Raw genomic sequence first — 16,532 nt, 5'->3', positions numbered from 1 at the left:
TGGAACTCAAGCGGCGGGTCCGATTTGGACGGGCTGCTCGTCATTGGCGCGGAAAATGGGCTCGAGCGGAACGCTGAACTGCGTCGCCCCCACTGTGAGGGATTCGGTCCACTGTCGGTCGAGGCGCGAAATCCCGCCCGTGCCCGGCCGAGTCAATAGCAACGCCACCGTTGTGCCCGGCGCCATGTCGGTCAAAAGAGTCTGCAGCGCCTCCATCAGATGCTTGATCAGCAGCTGATTCGGCGACGGGCCGATCTCCACATCACACAACACCTTGATCAGGCGTCGGTCCGGGCCCATGAAGGAGAACCGAAGCAGGCGCTCCCCGAAGCCGAGGGCCCCATCAATGCGCGCCACCGTTGACGGAGATCGGCCGCCGAATACACGGGGTCTGTAGCCGTTTCAGCCGCGGGTATCGGATAGAAGTCGCGTGCAGGCATGCGTGCATCATCAGCAGCCGCGGTTTTCCGCGCCACGCGGCTATCCACAGGCGCTATCCTGCTGTGGACTACGGCTTGACCGTTCGCAGAACCGCGAAAGAATGCCCGCCGAGACGGGTGGCGGCGCCGTCGAGCGTCGGTTCGCCCCAAGCTAATACGAGTTCACCGGCTACCGGAACCGTGACCTCGTGGGCATTGAGGTTGCAGGCGATGGCCAGCGAACCCCGGTGCATGACGATCCAGCGCTGCTCCTCGTCGAACTCCACCTGCAGGTGACCCAACCAGTGATCGGCCATGTCAGGTTCGGTCCGCCGCAGCGCAAGAAGCCCTTGGTACACGCGCCGCAGCCGACCGTGTTCGCCGTCATCGATCTCGTCCCACTTCAGCTTCGACCGCAGGAATGTCTCGGGATCCTGCGGGTCGGGAATCTCGTCGGCGTCCCAGCCGTGCTCGGCGAACTCCCGCTTGCGACCCTCTGCGGTGGCCCTGGCCAACTCCGGCTCGGGATGCGAGCTGAAGAACTGGAACGGGCTTGACGAGCCCCATTCCTCGCCCATGAAAAGCATTGCCGTATACGGTGATCCGAGAGCAAGCGCTGCCTTGACAGCGAGTTGGCCGAACGTGAGGTTCTGCGACGGGCGGTCGCCGACGGCGCGGTTGCCGACCTGGTCGTGGGTGAGGGTGTAGGCAAGCAGCCGAGTGGCCGGGATCGTCGCGGTGTCCAGCGGGCGGCCGTGTCGCCGCTGCCGGAACGACGAGAAGGTGCCCGCGTGGAAATACCCTTGCTTGAGGGTCTGCGCCAGGGTTTCGATCGAACCGAAGTCGCCGTAGTAGCCCTGGCGTTCGCCCGATACCGCGGCGTGGATGGCGTGGTGGATGTCGTCGTCCCATTGCGCCGTGATCCCGTAACCGCCGCGGTCACGGGGCGTGATCAGGCGGGGGTCGTTCTTGTCACTCTCGGCAATCAGTGACAGCGGTCGGCCCAATTCTGCTGACAGCCGGTCGGTTTCGGTCGCGAGCTCCTCGAGGATGTGGATCGCGGTGGTGTCGACCAGCGCATGTACGGCGTCGAGGCGCAGCCCGTCGGCGTGGAATTCGCGCATCCAGCGCAGCGCGCAATCGATGATGTAGCGCCGCACCTCATCGGCGGCGGAGTCGGCGATATTGATCGACTCGCCCCACGGGTTGCTGCCCGTCGACAGGTAGGGTCCGAACTTCGGCAGGTAGTTGCCAGACGGGCCGAGATGGTTGAACACGGCGTCGATCAGCACTCCGAGCCCTCGGCGGTGGCAGGCGTCGATCAGCCGCACCAGACCGTCGGGTCCGCCGTACGGTTCGTGCACGGCGTACCACAGCACGCCGTCATAGCCCCAGCCGTGCGTGCCACCGAACGCATTGACCGGCATGAGTTCGACGAAATCGACCCCGAGATCGACAAGGTAGTCCAACTTTTCGATCGCCGAGTCGAACGTGCCGGCCGGGGTGAAGGTGCCGATGTGCAGCTCGTAGATCGCGCGGCCCTCGATGGAACGGCCCTGCCAGTCGGCGTCGGTCCACGCGTCAGGCGCGGGTCGCCACAGCTGCGAGCGTTCGTGCACGCCGTCGGGTTGCCGCGCCGACCGTGGGTCGGGCAGCACTGTCGGGTCATCGTCGAGCACGAACCCGTACCGGGCGTCGAACTGGACTTGGGAATCGGGGATGTCCGTGCGCCACCACCCGTCGTCCGACCGGGTCATCGGGTACAGGGTGCCGTCGACGTCGAGCTGCACCCGAGCCGGTAGCGGCGCCCACACGGCGAATTCAGTCACCGACGCGCTCCAATAGTGCCACCGGCAGGTCGCTGAACAGCTCGCCGGGAGAGACCGCGCCGCTGAACTGTCCTGGCCCGAGACGGCTCTTCCACGTCCCTTCCGGCAGGCGCAAAACGGTATCGCCCCAGCCGCTTTCCGCCAGCAGCACCGAATGGCGCGTGGCCGCAGTCAGCACATCGGCGCCGCGGACGAACGCGACGACGTGGCCGGCGGCGGATCCCTCGGCCAGGACCGGTGTGTAGTTGCCGTCGGCGAACACATTGGGCTTCTCGCGGCGCAACCGCAGGGCGGCGGTGACGACGCGCATCTTTGGGTGGCGCTGCGCCGACAGCGCTTCCCGTCGTGCGGCGAAGTCGACCGGTCGGCGGTTGTCGGGATCCACCAGGCTGTCGTCCCAGAGCTCGGTGCCTTGATACACGTCCGGCACACCGGGTGCGGTCAGCTGGATGAGCTTCTGGCCCAGGCCGTCGCTGCGGGCGTGCTCGTCGAGGCGGCCCAGCAGTTTTGTCAGCTCGACGGCCAACGGCCCGTCGATCAGCTCGTCGATCCAGCTGTGGATCTTGGGCTCGAAATCGGCGTCGGGGTCGTTCCACGTGGTGTGTACCGCCGCTTCGCGGATCGCCTTCTCGGTGTACGCGTGCAGTCGCCCACGCAGCTCGTCGGTGACCACACCGTCGACTGGCCACACCCCGAAGATGTTCTGCCACAGGAACAGTCCGGTGACCGGGTCGGGGGCGGGGTTGCGCTGTTCCCAGGCGCGGACGAACTCCGCCCACAGCGACGGCACCTGGGACAGCACACCGATCCGCGCACGAACATCCTCGCCGCGCTTGGTGTCGTGGGTGCTCAACGCCGTCATCGCGAGGGGCCACAGGGCGGCACGCACCGCGGCGCGGTGATGGAATTCGGCGATGGTCACCCCGAAGCGGTGCGGTTCACCGCCGACTTCGTTGAGCGACACCAACCGCGGATCACGGTAGAAGAGGCAGTCTTCCATCGACTTCGCCGTCGCTGCGCCGCACAGCTGCTGCAGCCGCACCGACGTGGCGCGGTCACGTCCGACCGCGGCCGCGACGATCGCCAGCGGCTCGGTCAGCTCAGGGCGAGCGGAGGCCGTTTCGGCCAGCGCGGTCGGAAGCACGGCGGACAGGCTCCGGTAATCCGAGCGGTACACACCCACGTGGCTGAGCAGTTCGGCCACGGCTTCGGGCAGCTGCGGATGCGTGTAATCGGTTGCGGCGTTGATGGTTCGGCACAACCGGGCCAGCTCGCTGCCCAGCGTGTCGGTGACCGCGCGGACCTTGAGTTCGCGGGCCAGCCGCGGCATGTCGCCGTAATCGGAGCCGGTCGAGTCGACGAGGTCGGTCAGCGGGCCCACGCCCGCCGGATCGATGAACACGCCGCCGGCCTCGCGCAGCGCGTCGTACCCCGTGGTGCCCGCTACGGGCAGACTGGGGTCGAGCGGCTCGTCGACCGCGAGGATCTTCTCCACAACGATCCACGCGTGCGGCCCGGTGATTTCCCCGAGCCACGTCAGGTAGCCGGCCGGATCGGACAAACCGTCCGGATGGTCGATGCGGACGCCGTCGACGAGCCCTTCGTCGAACCAGCGTTTCACCTCGACGTGGGTGGCGTCGAAGACGGCGCGGTCCTCTTGGCGCAGACCGGCCAGCGAGGTGATCGAGAAGAACCGGCGGTAGCCGCACACCCCGTTGCGCCAGCCGATCAGGCGGTAGTGCTGGCGGTCGTGCACCTGCGGCCCGGTGCCGGAACCGGTGCCCGGCGCGATGGGGTAGGTGAGGTCACCGAGCCGCAGCACGTCCCCGTCGACCGTGAGGTCGTCCACATCATCGTCGGAACCCAAGACCGGCAACACGATTCGGCCGTCGGCCAGATCCCAGTCGATATCGAAAAACGAGGCGTATGCGGAGTCCCGGCCGTGCTTCAGGACGTCCCACCACCAGTTGTTCTGTGCCGGCTGGTCGACACCGAGGTGGTTGGGGACGATGTCGACGATCAGCCCGAGGCCGTGCGATCGCGCCGCCGCCGACAGCCGGGCCAGCCCGTCTGCGCCGCCCAACTCGGCCGAGACGGTCGTGGGGTCGGTGACGTCGTAGCCGTGGGCCGAGCCGACCACCGCCGTCAGGATCGGTGACAAATACAGATGCGAGATGCCCAGTTCGACGAGGTAGGGCAGAAGTTCCTCGGCGTCGGCGAACGTGAACGCATGTCCACTGGCAGCGCCGCGCATCTGGAGCCGATACGTCGACAGCACGCGAGATGTCATGCGTCAGCCGGTCTTACGTAGCACGAGAAGCGACCGCGGTTGCAAAGAGATCTTCTCGCCCGCAGCCACGACGAAATCGGTGTCGCCCTGCGGGTTGGCCGTGTCGAGGTAGGCGGTCCATTCCATGGCGTAACCACCTTGCGGCGCAACAAAATCCTGCTCCTGATCGTGGGCGTTGAAACACAACAGGAACGAGTCGTCGACCACGCGCTCCCCGCGTTCGTTGGGCGCCGGGATGGCATCGCCGTTGAGGAACACCGCAACGCACTTGTCGAGGCCGGACCCCCAGTCCTCTGGCGTCATCTCGGCGCCCGCCGGCGTCAGCCAGGCGATGTCGCGAACCTGGTCGCCGCTGCGGATCGGCTTTCCCTCAAAGAACCGTCGACGACGGAATACCGGGTGGCGTTTGCGCAGCGCAGTCACCTTGCGCGTGAACGCCAACTGGTCGGCGTTGGTTTCGCACAGTGACCAGTCCATCCAGCTCAGCTCGGAGTCCTGGCAGTAGACGTTGTTGTTGCCCTTCTGGGTGCGCCCGATCTCGTCGCCATGCGACAGCATCGGCGTGCCCTGCGACAGCATCAGCGTGCCCATGATGTTGCGCATTTGCTTGGCGCGCAGCGCAAGGATGTCCGGATCGTCCGTCGGCCCTTCGACCCCGCAGTTCCACGACCGGTTGTGGCTCTCACCGTCGCGGTTGTCTTCGCCGTTGGCCTCGTTGTGTTTCTGGTTGTAGGACACCAAGTCGTTCAGCGTGAACCCGTCGTGGCAGGTGACGAAGTTGATGCTCGCGCTGGGGCGCCGTCCGGTGGCTTCATAGAGGTCCGACGAACCGGTCAGCCGCGAGGCGAATTCGCCGAGGGTCGCGGGCTCTCCCCGCCAGTAATCGCGCACAGTGTCGCGATACTTCCCATTCCACTCGGTCCACAAACCTGGGAAGTTGCCCACCTGGTATCCGCCTTCGCCGATGTCCCACGGCTCGGCGATCAGCTTCACCTGGCTGACGACGGGATCCTGCTGAACGAGGTCGAAGAAGGCGCTCAGCCGATCGACGTCGTAGAACTCGCGGGCCAGCGTGGCGGCCAGGTCGAAGCGGAACCCGTCGACGTGCATTTCGAGCACCCAGTAGCGCAGTGAGTCCATGATCAGCTGCAGCGTGTGCGGGTGGCGGGCGTTGAGGCTGTTGCCGGTTCCGGTGAAGTCCTTGTACAACCTCAAGTCACCGTCGAGCAGGCGGTAATACGCGGCGTTGTCGATACCGCGGAAGTTGATTGTCGGCCCCAAATGGTTGCCTTCGGCGGTGTGGTTGTAGACCACGTCGAGGATCACCTCGATGCCCGCCTCATGGAACGTGCGCACCATGGTCTTGAACTCGGCGACCGCCCCACCGGCATGTCGGCTGAAGGCGTACTGATGGTGCGGGGCGAAGAACCCAAAAGTGTTGTAGCCCCAGTAATTTCGCAACCCGAGGTCGAGCAGCCGGTGGTCGTGCATGAACTGGTGCACCGGCATCAGCTCGATCGCGGTGACGTTGAGCGACTTGAGGTGCTCGATGATGGCCGGATGCGCCAGCCCAGCGTAAGTGCCGCGCTGCTCCTCGGAGATCGCCGGGTGCGCCTGGGTAAGGCCCTTGACGTGGGCCTCGTAGATCACCGTCTCGTGATACGGCGTGCGGGGCGCGCGATCCGACGCCCAGTCGAAGTACGGGTTGATCACGACACTGGTCATGGTGTGGCCAAGCGAATCGAGACCTGGCGGAACCCCGGTGGCGGCCGGGTCCATTTTCGCTGCCTCGAGGTCGTAGGAGAACAGCGCCTGGGTGAAGTCGAAGTCACCGTGAAACGACTTGCCGTAGGGATCCAGCAGCAGCTTGCTCGCATCGCACCGGTGCCCCGCCGCCGGATCCCACGGGCCGTGCACGCGGAAGCCGTAGCGCTGCCCGGGCGTGACCGTCGGAAGGTAGGCGTGCCAGACGTAGCCGTCGACCTCGTCGAGGTTGATGCGCTCCTCGCTGCCGTCCTTGGCGATCAGGCACAGCTCCACCTTGTCGGCAACTTCGGAGAACAGCGAGAAGTTGGTGCCCGCTCCGTCATAGGTGGCGCCGAGCGGATACGGGGTTCCGGGCCACACCGTCATCGAGGACATCTTTCGACTTTATCGGCGCCCAGGATCCGACGCGCGGTAGTCACCACCAGTGGGTAGCGACGCCGATCTGACGGCCGAGTTCGTCGGCCATGGTGCGCATGTACGTCTTCGAGATGTGGTGAGAGTCGTGATACAGCAGGACGTTTCCCTCGACGGCGCGGCATACATCCTTCCGGCAGACGGCATCGCTCATGTCCAGCGGTTTGAGCAACGGGAACTGGTTCACCCACGACAGCGTCGGGTTCGTCTTCGCCAACACGTCCGAACGCCTGATGCCGCACGAGATGCCGTTGCCGCCTCGGGCCAGGCAGTCGGCTGCGAAGAACGGCTTGCCCCCGCGCACCAACCACGGCGTGTCGCGCATCGCCAGGATCGGAATGTTGTTGTCCGACAAGGCTTGCCAAATCCCGACATAGGTGCCCGGCATGACGTCGCCCGACCGGATGTTCCACGGCCGGGTGGACGTGGTGAACACGTAGTCCGGCCGGTCGGCGACAATCCTCGCCATCACCGCCTCGTTCCACGTGTGGCACCTGGGATAGGGCCGGTTGTCGCCCATCACCAGCGGCACCTGCTCGGTGGTCAGCGGGCAGCCCATCTTCAGGTACGTGGTGACCTTGAAGTGGTGCAGCTTGCCGAGCAGATCGAGCGCGGTGATCCAGTGCTCGGCGTGTGATCCGCCCGCCAACGCGATCGTGCGGGTCGCGGCCTGGTCGCCGTAGGCGCAACTGATGACTTCGACGGTGTCGAAGTCGCTGATGCAACCGTCCTCGGTGGTCTCTGGCAGGTCTTTCTTGGCTTCCAGCACGGTGGGCCGCATCGGCGCGTCGGGGACCGAGGCATTGTCGAGGAGCACGTGGGCGCCGGGGTAGTCGTGCGGGTCAAGCCCGACGAGTTCCGAGGCGTTGGCTCGCTGGACGAAAACGTGTTCGCGCCAGCTGAACGACGTCACGGTCAGGGCGACACCGAGCGCGGCAACCACCGAGCCCAACACCAGCGTGGGCCGGCGCAGTCGGGCACGCAGCGGGGCCTTCACAGACCGACTGGCATCAGACCGGTAGCGCAGCGGGTTCTCCACATACTTGGTGGTCAGGTAGGCCAGCAGCACCGATACCAGCAGCACGCCTGCGCCGTCTCCGAAACTGACGTGTTGCCGATCGGCGTAGACGAGCCAGAAGATCAGCAGCGGCCAGTGCCACAGATACAGCGAATAGGCAATCGACCCCAGCCATACGAACGGCTTGGCCGCCAGCAGCCGGTTCGGGAAGGGGAGCTTGCCGCCCGTGTGCGGGTCGACGTGCCTGTTGGCGCCGGTGAGGATGAACAACATGGTGGCGCCGACCGGGACCAGCGTCCACGGCCCGGGGAACTCCTTGACGCCGTCGATCAGTGCGCCGCACGACAAGATCGCCGCGAGCGCGACGAGAGCCACCGCCCTCCGCAACCACATCGGCCAGCGGATGTAGCCGACGAGCGCGCCGACCAGCGCCCCCAGAAGCAGCTCCCATCCGCGGGCGAAAGTCGAGTAGTAAGCGGTCGCCTGATCGGCCTGATGGGCAGATATCGCGTAGACGAACGACGCGAGCGTCAATGCGCTCAGCAGCACCACCAGAGACACCCGCATGTACCTGCCGAGAAGGCGGCGGAGCGCCAGCGCGAACAGGAAGATCAACGCCAGAAGCGCGATGTAGAACTGGCCCTGGACCGACATGGACCAGATGTGTTGCAGCGGGCTGACCGATTCACCTGCCCGCAGGTAGTCCGCAACAGTGTTGGCCAGTTCCCAGTTCTGGTAGTAGCCGAGGCTCGCCAGGCTCTGATCGGCAAACGTCTCCCAGCGCGTTTCGGGTTGCACCAGGATGGTCAGCACACCCGCTGCGGCAAGCACCACAACCAGCGCCGGCAGCAGTCGGCGTACGAGCCTTTTCACCTCGGGCACCGGAGACAGCGACGCGCCCGGAATCAACGCCGCGCGCAGGAGGCGTCCACCGAAGAAGAACCCGGACAGCGCTAGGAAGACGTCCACACCACCCGAGACACGGCCGAACCAGACGTGAAACACCGCCACAAGGCCGATGGCGATGCCGCGAAGACCGTCGAGATCGTGGCGGTAGAAACCGGATCTGCGGTCGGCCGCGGACGGGCCGGTACCGGGCCCACGCGTGCGGACCACCGCTGGCCGGGGAGGGGCGAGGGTCATCATGGTCGCGGGTCAATCTACCGAAATTGGCTGTGCGGCTCACGTCGCGCAGTCGCGCTCACTTGCAACAGCAAAGGGCCGTTTGCGGCAGACGCGTTAGGCTCGTTTGCCATGCCCGCGTTGACGCCCGCTGAGATCAGCGCGATCGACGCCGCCCACATCTGGCACCCGTACAGCACGATCGGGGCGGAGGCGATGCCGTCCGTCATCGCGGTGGGGGCCAGCGGAGCGCGGCTGACGTTGCTCGGCGCCGACGGCGAGCGCGTCGAGGTGCTCGACGCGATGAGCTCGTGGTGGACCGCGATCCACGGCCACGGGCACCCGTCCCTGGACTACGCCATCGCCTCTCAGTTGGCGCGAATGAACCATGTGATGTTCGGGGGGCTCACCCACGAGCCGGCGGCCCGCCTGGCGCAGCTGCTGGTGGACATCACGCCCGACGGGTTGGACACCGTGTTCTTCAGCGACTCTGGCTCGGTCTCGGTGGAGGTCGCAGTGAAGATGGCGCTGCAGTACTGGCGCAGCCTCGGCCGACCGAACAAACACCGGCTGATGACGTGGCGCGGCGGCTACCACGGCGACACGTTCACCCCGATGAGTGTTTGCGACCCCGACGGCGGCATGCACACGCTGTGGACCGACATCCTGGCGCGTCAGGTGTTCGCCCCGCAGGTGCCGACCGATTACGACCCCGGCTACACCGCCGCCTTCGAGGCGCAACTGGCCGAACACGCCGACGAACTCGCCGCGGTCGTCGTCGAGCCCGTCGTGCAGGGCGCCGGCGGGATGCGGTTCCACGACCCGCGGTATCTGGCTGATCTGCGCGATATCTGCACGCGCCACGATGTGCTGCTGATCTTCGACGAGATCGCCACGGGTTTCGGCCGGACGGGCGCGCTGTTCGCCGCCGAGCATGCCGGCGTCAGTCCCGACATCATGTGCGTCGGCAAAGCGCTCACCGGCGGTTACATCACGCTGGCCGCGACGCTGTGCACGACGCACATCGCGCACACGATCAGCAACCACGAGCCGGGTGCATTGATGCATGGCCCGACGTTCATGGCAAACGCGCTGGCGTGCGCGGTCGCCGTCGCCTCGGTCGATCTCCTGCTCGGACAGGACTGGCGGGCAGCGGTTCTGGGGATCGAGGCGGGTCTGCGCCAGGGCCTCGAACCGGCCCGGTCGCTGGCCGAGGTGGCAGACGTGCGGGTGCTGGGCGCCATCGGCGTCGTCGAGATGGCGCAGCCTGTGGACGTACCGGTCGCGACCGCGGCGGCGATGGAGCACGGCATCTGGCTAAGGCCGTTCCGCAACCTGGTGTATGCGATGCCGCCTTACATTTGCACGCCGCAGGAGATCGGGGAAATCACCTCCGCGATGGTGGCCGTGGCCCGTGCACTAACCTGAACGGTGTTCAACTGTCGGCACCGCTGACGTGTTCAACTGTCGGCACCTTGGGGAGCATCGTGACGCGCGTAGGCCTGTCTCCGCTGGCCTGGCTTGACGACGTCGAGCGGCAACGACGCGCGGCCGGCCTGCGCCGATCGCTGCGTGCCCGGCCACCGGTCGGCGCCGAACTCGACCTCGCCTCCAACGACTACCTGGGCCTGTCGCAGCATCCCGAGGTGATCGACGGCGGCGTCGCCGCGCTGCGGACGTGGGGAGCAGGGTCGTCGGGTTCCCGGCTCGTCACCGGAAATACCGAATTGCACGAAGGCTTCGAGGCCGCGCTCGCCGATTTCGTCGGCGTTGAGTCTGCGCTGGTGTTCTCGTCGGGTTATACCGCCAACCTCGGTGCGGTGGTCGCGCTCTCTGGACCGGGCTCTCTGCTCGTGTCGGACGCGCTCACCCATGCGTCGCTGGTCGATGCCTGTCGGCTGTCGCGCGCACGAGTGGCGGTGACTCCCCACGGCGACGTGGCCGCGGTCGAGCGGGCGCTGGCGTCGCGCGACGAGCACCGCGCGGTGGTGATCACCGATTCGGTTTTCAGCGCCGACGGTGACCTCGCGCCGCTGCGACAGCTTCACGACGTCTGCCGGCGCCACGGCGCGCTGCTGATCGTCGACGAGGCCCACGGGCTTGGGGTGCGGGGCACCGGCGGGCGGGGTCTGCTCGAGGAAGTCGGGCTGGCCGGTGCGCCGGACATCGTGATGACCGTGACGATGTCTAAGGCACTGGGCAGTCAGGGCGGCGCCGTCCTCGGACCCGTCTCCGTGCGCGATCACCTCATCGATGCGGCGCGGCCGTTCATCTTCGACACCGGCCTGGCGCCCGCGGCCGTCGGTGCAGCGTGGGCCGCGCTCCGGGTGCTGGTCGCCGAGCCGTGGCGGGCGGCCGACGTGCTGCGGTATGCCGCTGAGCTGGCTGAAGTGTGCGACGTTCCCGACCGGCCGGACTCGGCGGTGGTGTCCGTCGTCCTCGGTGCGCCAGAGGTGGCGCTCGCCGCCGCGACCGCATGCCTCGACCGTGGTGTGCGCGTGGGCTGCTTCCGTCCGCCCACGGTGCCCGCGGGCACATCGCGCCTGCGGCTCACGGCGCGGGCGTCGCTGTCGCACGACGAGATGGCGCTGGCCCGCACGGTGCTCACGGAAGTGCTTTCGACGGCTCGCTCGTGAGCGTTCTCGTAGTCACCGGCACCGACACCGGCGTCGGCAAGACAGTGGCCACCGCGGCGCTGGCATGTCATGCGAGGCTGGCCGGCGTCGACGTGGCAGTGTGCAAGCCGGTGCAAACCGGTTCCGCCGACGGCGACGACGACCTCGCCGAGGTCGGCCGGCTGGCCGGAGTGACTGAATTGCACGGCCTAACATGCCTGCCCGAGCCGCTGGCACCCGCCGCGGCCGCGCAGCGGGCCGGCACGCGGTTGCCGACGCGCGACGCGTTGGGCGCAATGGTCGCCGCAGCGGATCGCGCGCATCGTCTGACCCTGGTAGAAGGCGCAGGCGGTCTGCTCGTCGAAATCGGCGACGGCGGAACGACGCTGCGTGACCTTGCCGTCGACTTCGGCGCCTCGGTTCTGGTCGTCGGCAGGGCCGGGCTCGGCACGTTGAACCACGTGGCACTGACGCTGGAAGCGCTTGCCGCCCATCATGTGTCGTGCGCCGGCCTGGTGATCGGGGCATGGCCGGCGGATGCCGGGGTCATCGAATCGGGCAACCGTGAGGTGCTCGCGACGATGGCCCCGCTGCGCGCCGTATTACCCGACGGCGCAGGCGGATTTGATGCGGAACGGTTCGAGTCGATGAGCTCGCAGGCCTTCGACCCGCTGTGGGTCGCGTCGTTGGTGGAATGACGTGGTCCACTCCGTCGAGCTGGTCTTCGATCCCGACACCGAAGCGGCCATTCGTCGCATCTGGGATGAGCTGCGCGACGCGGGCATCCCGAGCCAGGCGCCGGCCAGCCGTCCGCACGTGACGCTGATGGTGGCCGAACGGGTCGATCCTGAGGGCGACGACGTCCTCTCTGCACTGTCCGACCGGTTCCCGCTCACGTGCGCGGTTGGCGCGCCGCTGTTGTTCGGCCGCTCGCAGTTGATCCTGACGCGGCTGATCGTCCCTACGGCCGACCTACTGGCCCTTCACGCGGACGTCTACCGATTGGCGTTGCCGCACATGCAGCCCGGGCCGATGGCGAACTCGGCGCCAGGACAGTGGACCGCTCACGCGACGTTGGCGCGCCGCCTGCACGGGCACCAACTCGGCCGCGCGGTGCGGATCGCGGGCCGGCCGTCGGAGATCAAGGCCCGCTTCGTGGGACTGCGTCGCTGGGACGGCAACACCAAGCGCGAATACCCGATTTAGCAATCTTTGCTGAACTCGCTTCGGTCGGACGGGATCGCCGTACTCTCCGAGCAGGGCAGCGCTCTGGGAGGTCGACCATGTCCACAAACGTCAAAGCCACAATGCTTCTCGTCGCGACTGCCGCTGGTGCGGTGGGCTTCGCGGTGATGCCCTCCGCAAGCGCCGCTCCCGATTGCCCCATTCTGTGGGGCGATTACTGCGCCAACGGGAATCAGCAGCAACCCCCTGCGCCGCCATCGATTTCCTGGGACCAGGGGTTGGGAACCCTGACCGCCCACGTCACCGACCACAGCGGGGTCGCATCGCAGTGCACGTACAACTCCGAACTGGTCAACCGGAGCTTCTCGTTGCCCGCCAACGGCACATCCGATGTCGTGATCGCGCCCGCGGTGCCGGCGTTCCGCAACTGGAACGTCACCGTCTCCTGTGACAACGGTGCGGTCGCAAACACGACGAAGTTCTTCTAGTCAACCACCGTCGCCGCAACGCTTTTCGGCACGCACATTCGCCAGCCGTCGATCACAAGCTCGCGCACTTCCTCGAGGTCGATGGCGTCGAGCCGGACGTGAATCCAGTTGTACCGCATGTCCGATGGCCGTGGAAACGTGAACTTGTGGGGTTCAGCGGCCACCATCGCCGCGCGCTCCTCCTTGGGGAAGGCCACGCCCATCACGGTCTCGTCGCGGGAGAACGCGACGAAGACGATTTGTCCCACTCGGAACTTGATCTGATCGCGCACCACAACCTCGTAAGCCCTAGGTAGTGACGCGGTGATGTGTCGCACGTCGTCGACCGTGATCACACCGCGCACGGTACTCACCTCGTGCGACGTTTTGCAGATGGTTAGTCGAACTTCGTCTGCGAAACCTTGAGCGGTGTGACCGCGATGCCGTTGAGGAGCAGGTCGACTCCGAAGCGAAACCGCGCATTGGCATCGTCGGTGAGCACCGATTGCTCGTCGGGCAGTTCGGCGCCCGCGGCGTCCCACTGCAGACGGGACTGCTCGTCCACGGTGAACCCGAGCACGTAGTAGACAACGGTGCGGGCGGCCAGCTCGGCTTGAGCAGGCGCGACACCGGCGTCGGCGGCGGCGTCGGCGAGGTGTGCAACGACCCGCGTCATCGCCTCCGACTGGCCCGCGGCGAAGCTCGCCGAGACCAGCTCGGCGCCGTCGGTATGCGACAGCAGCGCATCCCGCAACCGCCCGCAGATGCCGGCGACCCGGTCGCGCCATTCGGCAGGAACCTCACCGACCGGCTCGAGGATGCGGTCGGCGATCGCGCCGAGAAGCTGCTGTTTGTTGGCGAAATGCCAGTACAGCGCGCCGGGAGAGACGTTCAGCTCGCGGCCCAGCCTGCGCATCGTCAGGTCGGCGATCCCGTAGGCGTCCAGGATCGCCGTCGCCGCCTCGACCACGTCGCGTTTGTGCAGTTGCACCTCGCTACCATAACCTGAACGCTGTTCAATTCCCGGCACCGCCGGGGCGTTCAAATCCCCGGCACCGCCGGGGGCGTTCAAGTCCCCGGCACCGCCGGGGGCGTTCAAATCCCCGGCACCGCCGGGGGCGTTCAATCCCCGGCACCGCCGGGGGCGTTCAATCCCCGGCACCGCCGGGGTGCTCAAGTTTTGTGGAGGAGTTGCGTGACCGACATCCTGACCGAGGCCCGCGAGCAGGTGCTCGAACGGGGCGAGGGCCTGACGCAGGATCAGGTGCTCGCCGTTCTGCAATTGCCCGATGACAGGCTCGACGAACTGCTCGCGCTGGCCCACGAGGTCCGGATGCGGTGGTGCGGCCCCGAGGTCGAGGTCGAGGGCATCATCAGTCTCAAGACGGGCGGCTGCCCCGAGGATTGCCATTTCTGTTCGCAGTCCGGGCTCTTCGCCTCGCCGGTGCGTAGCGCCTGGCTCGACATCCCGAGCCTGGTCGAGGCCGCCAAGCAGACCGCCAAGTCCGGTGCCACCGAGTTCTGCATCGTTGCGGCCGTGCGCGGCCCCGACGAGCGCCTGCTGGCGCAGGTCGCCGCGGGTATCGAGGCGATCCGCGACGAGGTCGACATCCAGATCGCCTGCTCGCTGGGCATGCTCAACCAGGAGCAGGTGAACCGCCTCAAAGACATGGGCGTGCACCGCTACAACCACAACCTGGAGACCGCGCGGTCGTTCTTCCCCAATGTCGTGACCACCCACTCCTGGGAGGAGCGCTGGGGCACGCTCGAAATGGTCCGCGACGCCGGGATGGAGGTGTGCTGCGGCGGCATCCTCGGCATGGGCGAGACGCTGGAGCAACGCGCCGAGTTCGCCGCCAACCTCGCCGAGCTGAACCCGCACGAGGTTCCGCTGAACTTCCTCAACCCGCGCCCGGGCACACCGTTCGGCGATCTCGACGTGCTGCCCGCCCCCGAGGCCCTCAAGGCCGTCGCCGCGTTCCGGCTGGCGCTTCCCCGCACCATGCTGCGGTTCGCGGGCGGACGTGAGATCACGCTGGGTGATCTGGGCGCCAAACAGGGAATCCTCGGCGGCATCAACGCTGTCATCGTCGGCAACTACCTCACAACGCTCGGACGGCCCGCTGAGTCGGATCTTGAACTGCTCGACGATCTGCAGATGCCGATCAAGGCGCTCAACGCCACGATCTAGCGGTGGTTTGTCTGATGGGGATCGCCAAGTTCAACGTCTACACTGGCGAGCCCGCAGGCGGCGCCGTGCCGACAGCGGCCCGGCTCGGCCTGGAACCCCCGCGGTTCTGCGCCGAGTGCGGTAGGCGGATGGTGGTGCAGGTGCGGCCCGACGGGTGGTCGGCCACCTGCTCACGGCACGGCACCCAGGACTCGAAGGATCTTGACCAACGATGAATCAGGTTGTGCCGCCGCGGATTTCACGTCAGCGTGCAGGCGGTGCGCTGATCGTAGGATTGACCCTCGCCGGCGCTCTGACCGGTGCGATATGGGCGTGGTTGGCGCCGCCGATCCACGGCGTCATCGCGCTGACCAAGAGCGGCGACCGCGTGCACGCCGCGCTCGGCAGCGAAGCCGACAACTTCTTCACCTCGGCCTTCCTGCTCGTCGGCATGGTGGTGGCGCTGGCCGTGGTGAGCGCGGTGGCGGCGTGGCAGTGGCGGCCCCATCGCGGGCCTGTGCTGTGCGCCGCGCTGGCTGTGGGTGCGTCCGCTGCCTTCGGTGCGGCCGCCGGGGTCGGGGCGCTGATCGTGCGGGCGCGCTACGACGTCATCGACATCGCAGGAGCACCGATTTCGCCCGAGCACCGTGTGGTCTACGTGACGGAGGCCCCGCCTGTGTTCTTCGCCCACAGCGGTTGGGTGATCGCGGCGTCGGTCCTGTTCCCGGCCGCAATGGCGGCGCTGGTCTACGCGCTAACCGCCGCGTCGACGTCCCGCGACGACCTCGGCGGCTGGCCGCCGGAGGATCAGCCGGTGCTGCGACCGCCGGTTTCGGTGGAAGGTGTCGCGCCGACCGCCGGCTGAAACAGTTCCACAGCATTGCCGTCAGGGTCGGCCGCCTGTACTTGTCGTCCGCCCGGGCCCGTCTCGATGTTGTTGCGGAAGTTGACTCCTGCTCGGCGTAGCTCGTCGACACAGGACTGCAGATCCTGCACCTCGAGGACTACCCGGTTCGAGCCGCCCGGCCTCTGGGCCGTCCCATCAGCCAGGGGGCGGGCACCCGAACTAGCCGGTCCGCTGAGCCATAGGGTCAGGCCATCCTTGGCGACGCTCGCGAACGGTGCGCCGGGCCGCATGACGACGCGAAACCCGAAGTGCCTGGTGTAGAACTCCACGGCCCGGTCGACGTCGGTGACCTGATAACGCACTGCGCCTGCGCGGCACTCGATCATGGA

Annotated in this window: 16 protein-coding genes; 8 read left to right on the top strand and 8 right to left on the bottom strand. The window is 67.1% G+C overall.

The annotated features are described in order from the left end of the window. Nucleotides 1–6 precede the first annotated feature (6 nt). The 5 genes from A5651_RS19630 to A5651_RS19610 all read right to left on the bottom strand — a co-directional run bounded on the left by A5651_RS19630 (nucleotide 7) and on the right by A5651_RS19610 (nucleotide 8,883). Nucleotides 7–357: a hypothetical protein gene (locus A5651_RS19630; RefSeq protein ID WP_231988754.1), complete on the bottom strand. Its 351-nt coding sequence runs from the start codon at nucleotides 355–357 to the stop codon at nucleotides 7–9. Nucleotides 358–508: 151 nt separating this feature from the next. Then, the gene (gene treZ / locus A5651_RS19625) at nucleotides 509–2,248 is read right to left on the bottom strand and encodes a malto-oligosyltrehalose trehalohydrolase (protein ID WP_066984715.1); all 1,740 of its coding nucleotides are present in this window, start codon (nucleotides 2,246–2,248) and stop codon (nucleotides 509–511) included. Next, the gene (gene treY / locus A5651_RS19620) at nucleotides 2,241–4,538 is read right to left on the bottom strand and encodes a malto-oligosyltrehalose synthase (RefSeq protein WP_066984713.1); all 2,298 of its coding nucleotides are present in this window, start codon (nucleotides 4,536–4,538) and stop codon (nucleotides 2,241–2,243) included. Before treY ends, treZ begins: the two co-directional genes overlap by 8 nt. A gap of 3 nt (nucleotides 4,539–4,541) precedes the next feature. Next, nucleotides 4,542–6,680 (bottom strand): glycogen debranching protein GlgX, encoded by a 2,139-nt coding sequence (gene glgX, locus A5651_RS19615; protein ID WP_066984710.1) that lies wholly within the window; start codon nucleotides 6,678–6,680, stop codon nucleotides 4,542–4,544. A 40-nt stretch (nucleotides 6,681–6,720) separates the two neighbouring features. After that, nucleotides 6,721–8,883, bottom strand: a complete 2,163-nt coding sequence (locus A5651_RS19610; RefSeq protein ID WP_066984707.1) for an acyltransferase family protein — start codon at nucleotides 8,881–8,883, stop codon at nucleotides 6,721–6,723. A gap of 108 nt (nucleotides 8,884–8,991) precedes the next feature. On the opposite strand from A5651_RS19610, the gene A5651_RS19605 reads away from it, so the two are divergent. From A5651_RS19605 to A5651_RS19585, 5 genes are all read left to right on the top strand, one after another. After that, nucleotides 8,992–10,287 (top strand): adenosylmethionine--8-amino-7-oxononanoate transaminase, encoded by a 1,296-nt coding sequence (locus A5651_RS19605; RefSeq protein WP_066984705.1) that lies wholly within the window; start codon nucleotides 8,992–8,994, stop codon nucleotides 10,285–10,287. 59 nt (nucleotides 10,288–10,346) lie between these two features. Then, nucleotides 10,347–11,495 carry an 8-amino-7-oxononanoate synthase gene (locus tag A5651_RS19600; RefSeq protein WP_066984702.1) on the top strand — a complete coding sequence of 383 codons (1,149 nt, stop codon included), beginning with the start codon at nucleotides 10,347–10,349 and terminating at the stop codon, nucleotides 11,493–11,495. Beyond that, a complete protein-coding gene (bioD, locus tag A5651_RS19595) occupies nucleotides 11,492–12,172 on the top strand; it encodes a dethiobiotin synthase (protein ID WP_066984699.1) in 681 nt (226 codons plus the stop codon). Before A5651_RS19600 ends, bioD begins: the two co-directional genes overlap by 4 nt. 1 nt (nucleotide 12,173) lies before the next feature. Further along, entirely contained in the window at nucleotides 12,174–12,680 is a 507-nt protein-coding gene (locus A5651_RS19590) for a 2'-5' RNA ligase family protein (RefSeq protein ID WP_066984696.1), read from the top strand. A gap of 77 nt (nucleotides 12,681–12,757) precedes the next feature. Then, complete coding sequence (locus A5651_RS19585) at nucleotides 12,758–13,147, top strand: hypothetical protein (protein ID WP_066984693.1); 390 nt, start codon at nucleotides 12,758–12,760, stop codon at nucleotides 13,145–13,147. On the opposite strand, the gene A5651_RS19580 is transcribed toward A5651_RS19585, so the two are convergent. Both A5651_RS19580 and A5651_RS19575 read right to left on the bottom strand, forming a co-directional pair. Further along, entirely contained in the window at nucleotides 13,144–13,482 is a 339-nt protein-coding gene (locus tag A5651_RS19580) for an MmcQ/YjbR family DNA-binding protein (RefSeq protein WP_066984755.1), read from the bottom strand. The two genes, A5651_RS19585 and A5651_RS19580, sit on opposite strands and share 4 nt — an antisense overlap. 41 nt (nucleotides 13,483–13,523) lie before the next feature. Further along, nucleotides 13,524–14,117, bottom strand: coding sequence for a TetR family transcriptional regulator (locus tag A5651_RS19575; RefSeq protein WP_066984690.1), 594 nt, complete (start codon nucleotides 14,115–14,117; stop codon nucleotides 13,524–13,526). 204 nt (nucleotides 14,118–14,321) lie between these two features. Between A5651_RS19575 and bioB the strand changes: the two genes are divergently transcribed. The 3 genes from bioB to A5651_RS19560 are packed head-to-tail and all read left to right on the top strand — an operon-like array spanning nucleotide 14,322 to nucleotide 16,161. Next, the gene (gene bioB, locus A5651_RS19570) at nucleotides 14,322–15,317 is read left to right on the top strand and encodes a biotin synthase BioB (RefSeq protein ID WP_066984688.1); all 996 of its coding nucleotides are present in this window, start codon (nucleotides 14,322–14,324) and stop codon (nucleotides 15,315–15,317) included. A gap of 14 nt (nucleotides 15,318–15,331) precedes the next feature. Then, the gene (locus A5651_RS19565; RefSeq protein WP_066984685.1) at nucleotides 15,332–15,532 is read left to right on the top strand and encodes a hypothetical protein; all 201 of its coding nucleotides are present in this window, start codon (nucleotides 15,332–15,334) and stop codon (nucleotides 15,530–15,532) included. Then, nucleotides 15,529–16,161 (top strand): DUF2567 domain-containing protein, encoded by a 633-nt coding sequence (locus A5651_RS19560; protein WP_066984682.1) that lies wholly within the window; start codon nucleotides 15,529–15,531, stop codon nucleotides 16,159–16,161. Before A5651_RS19565 ends, A5651_RS19560 begins: the two co-directional genes overlap by 4 nt. Here the strand turns inward: A5651_RS19560 and A5651_RS19555 are convergent. After that, the gene (locus A5651_RS19555; RefSeq protein ID WP_066984679.1) at nucleotides 16,104–16,529 is read right to left on the bottom strand and encodes a VOC family protein; all 426 of its coding nucleotides are present in this window, start codon (nucleotides 16,527–16,529) and stop codon (nucleotides 16,104–16,106) included. The two genes, A5651_RS19560 and A5651_RS19555, sit on opposite strands and share 58 nt — an antisense overlap. Between the last annotated feature and the right edge of the window lie 3 nt (nucleotides 16,530–16,532).

The sequence above is a fragment of the Mycobacterium sp. 1274761.0 genome, from assembly GCF_001668615.1.
In the GTDB taxonomy this organism is placed as follows: Bacteria; Actinomycetota; Actinomycetes; order Mycobacteriales; family Mycobacteriaceae; genus Mycobacterium.
The sequence above is the reverse complement of the archived record's forward strand: the minus strand, read 5'-3'. Positions and strand labels throughout refer to the sequence as shown.

Coding starts and splice junctions, on each gene's coding strand:
- treY (WP_066984713.1), bottom strand. CDS start 4,538: ATGACATCTCGCGTGCTGTCGACGTATCGGCTCCAGATGCGCGGCGCT.
- glgX (WP_066984710.1), bottom strand. CDS start 6,680: ATGTCCTCGATGACGGTGTGGCCCGGAACCCCGTATCCGCTCGGCGCC.
- A5651_RS19610 (WP_066984707.1), bottom strand. CDS start 8,883: ATGATGACCCTCGCCCCTCCCCGGCCAGCGGTGGTCCGCACGCGTGGG.
- A5651_RS19605 (WP_066984705.1), top strand. CDS start 8,992: ATGCCCGCGTTGACGCCCGCTGAGATCAGCGCGATCGACGCCGCCCAC.
- A5651_RS19585 (WP_066984693.1), top strand. CDS start 12,758: ATGTCCACAAACGTCAAAGCCACAATGCTTCTCGTCGCGACTGCCGCT.
- A5651_RS19565 (WP_066984685.1), top strand. CDS start 15,332: ATGGGGATCGCCAAGTTCAACGTCTACACTGGCGAGCCCGCAGGCGGC.
- A5651_RS19560 (WP_066984682.1), top strand. CDS start 15,529: ATGAATCAGGTTGTGCCGCCGCGGATTTCACGTCAGCGTGCAGGCGGT.
- A5651_RS19555 (WP_066984679.1), bottom strand. CDS start 16,529: ATGATCGAGTGCCGCGCAGGCGCAGTGCGTTATCAGGTCACCGACGTC.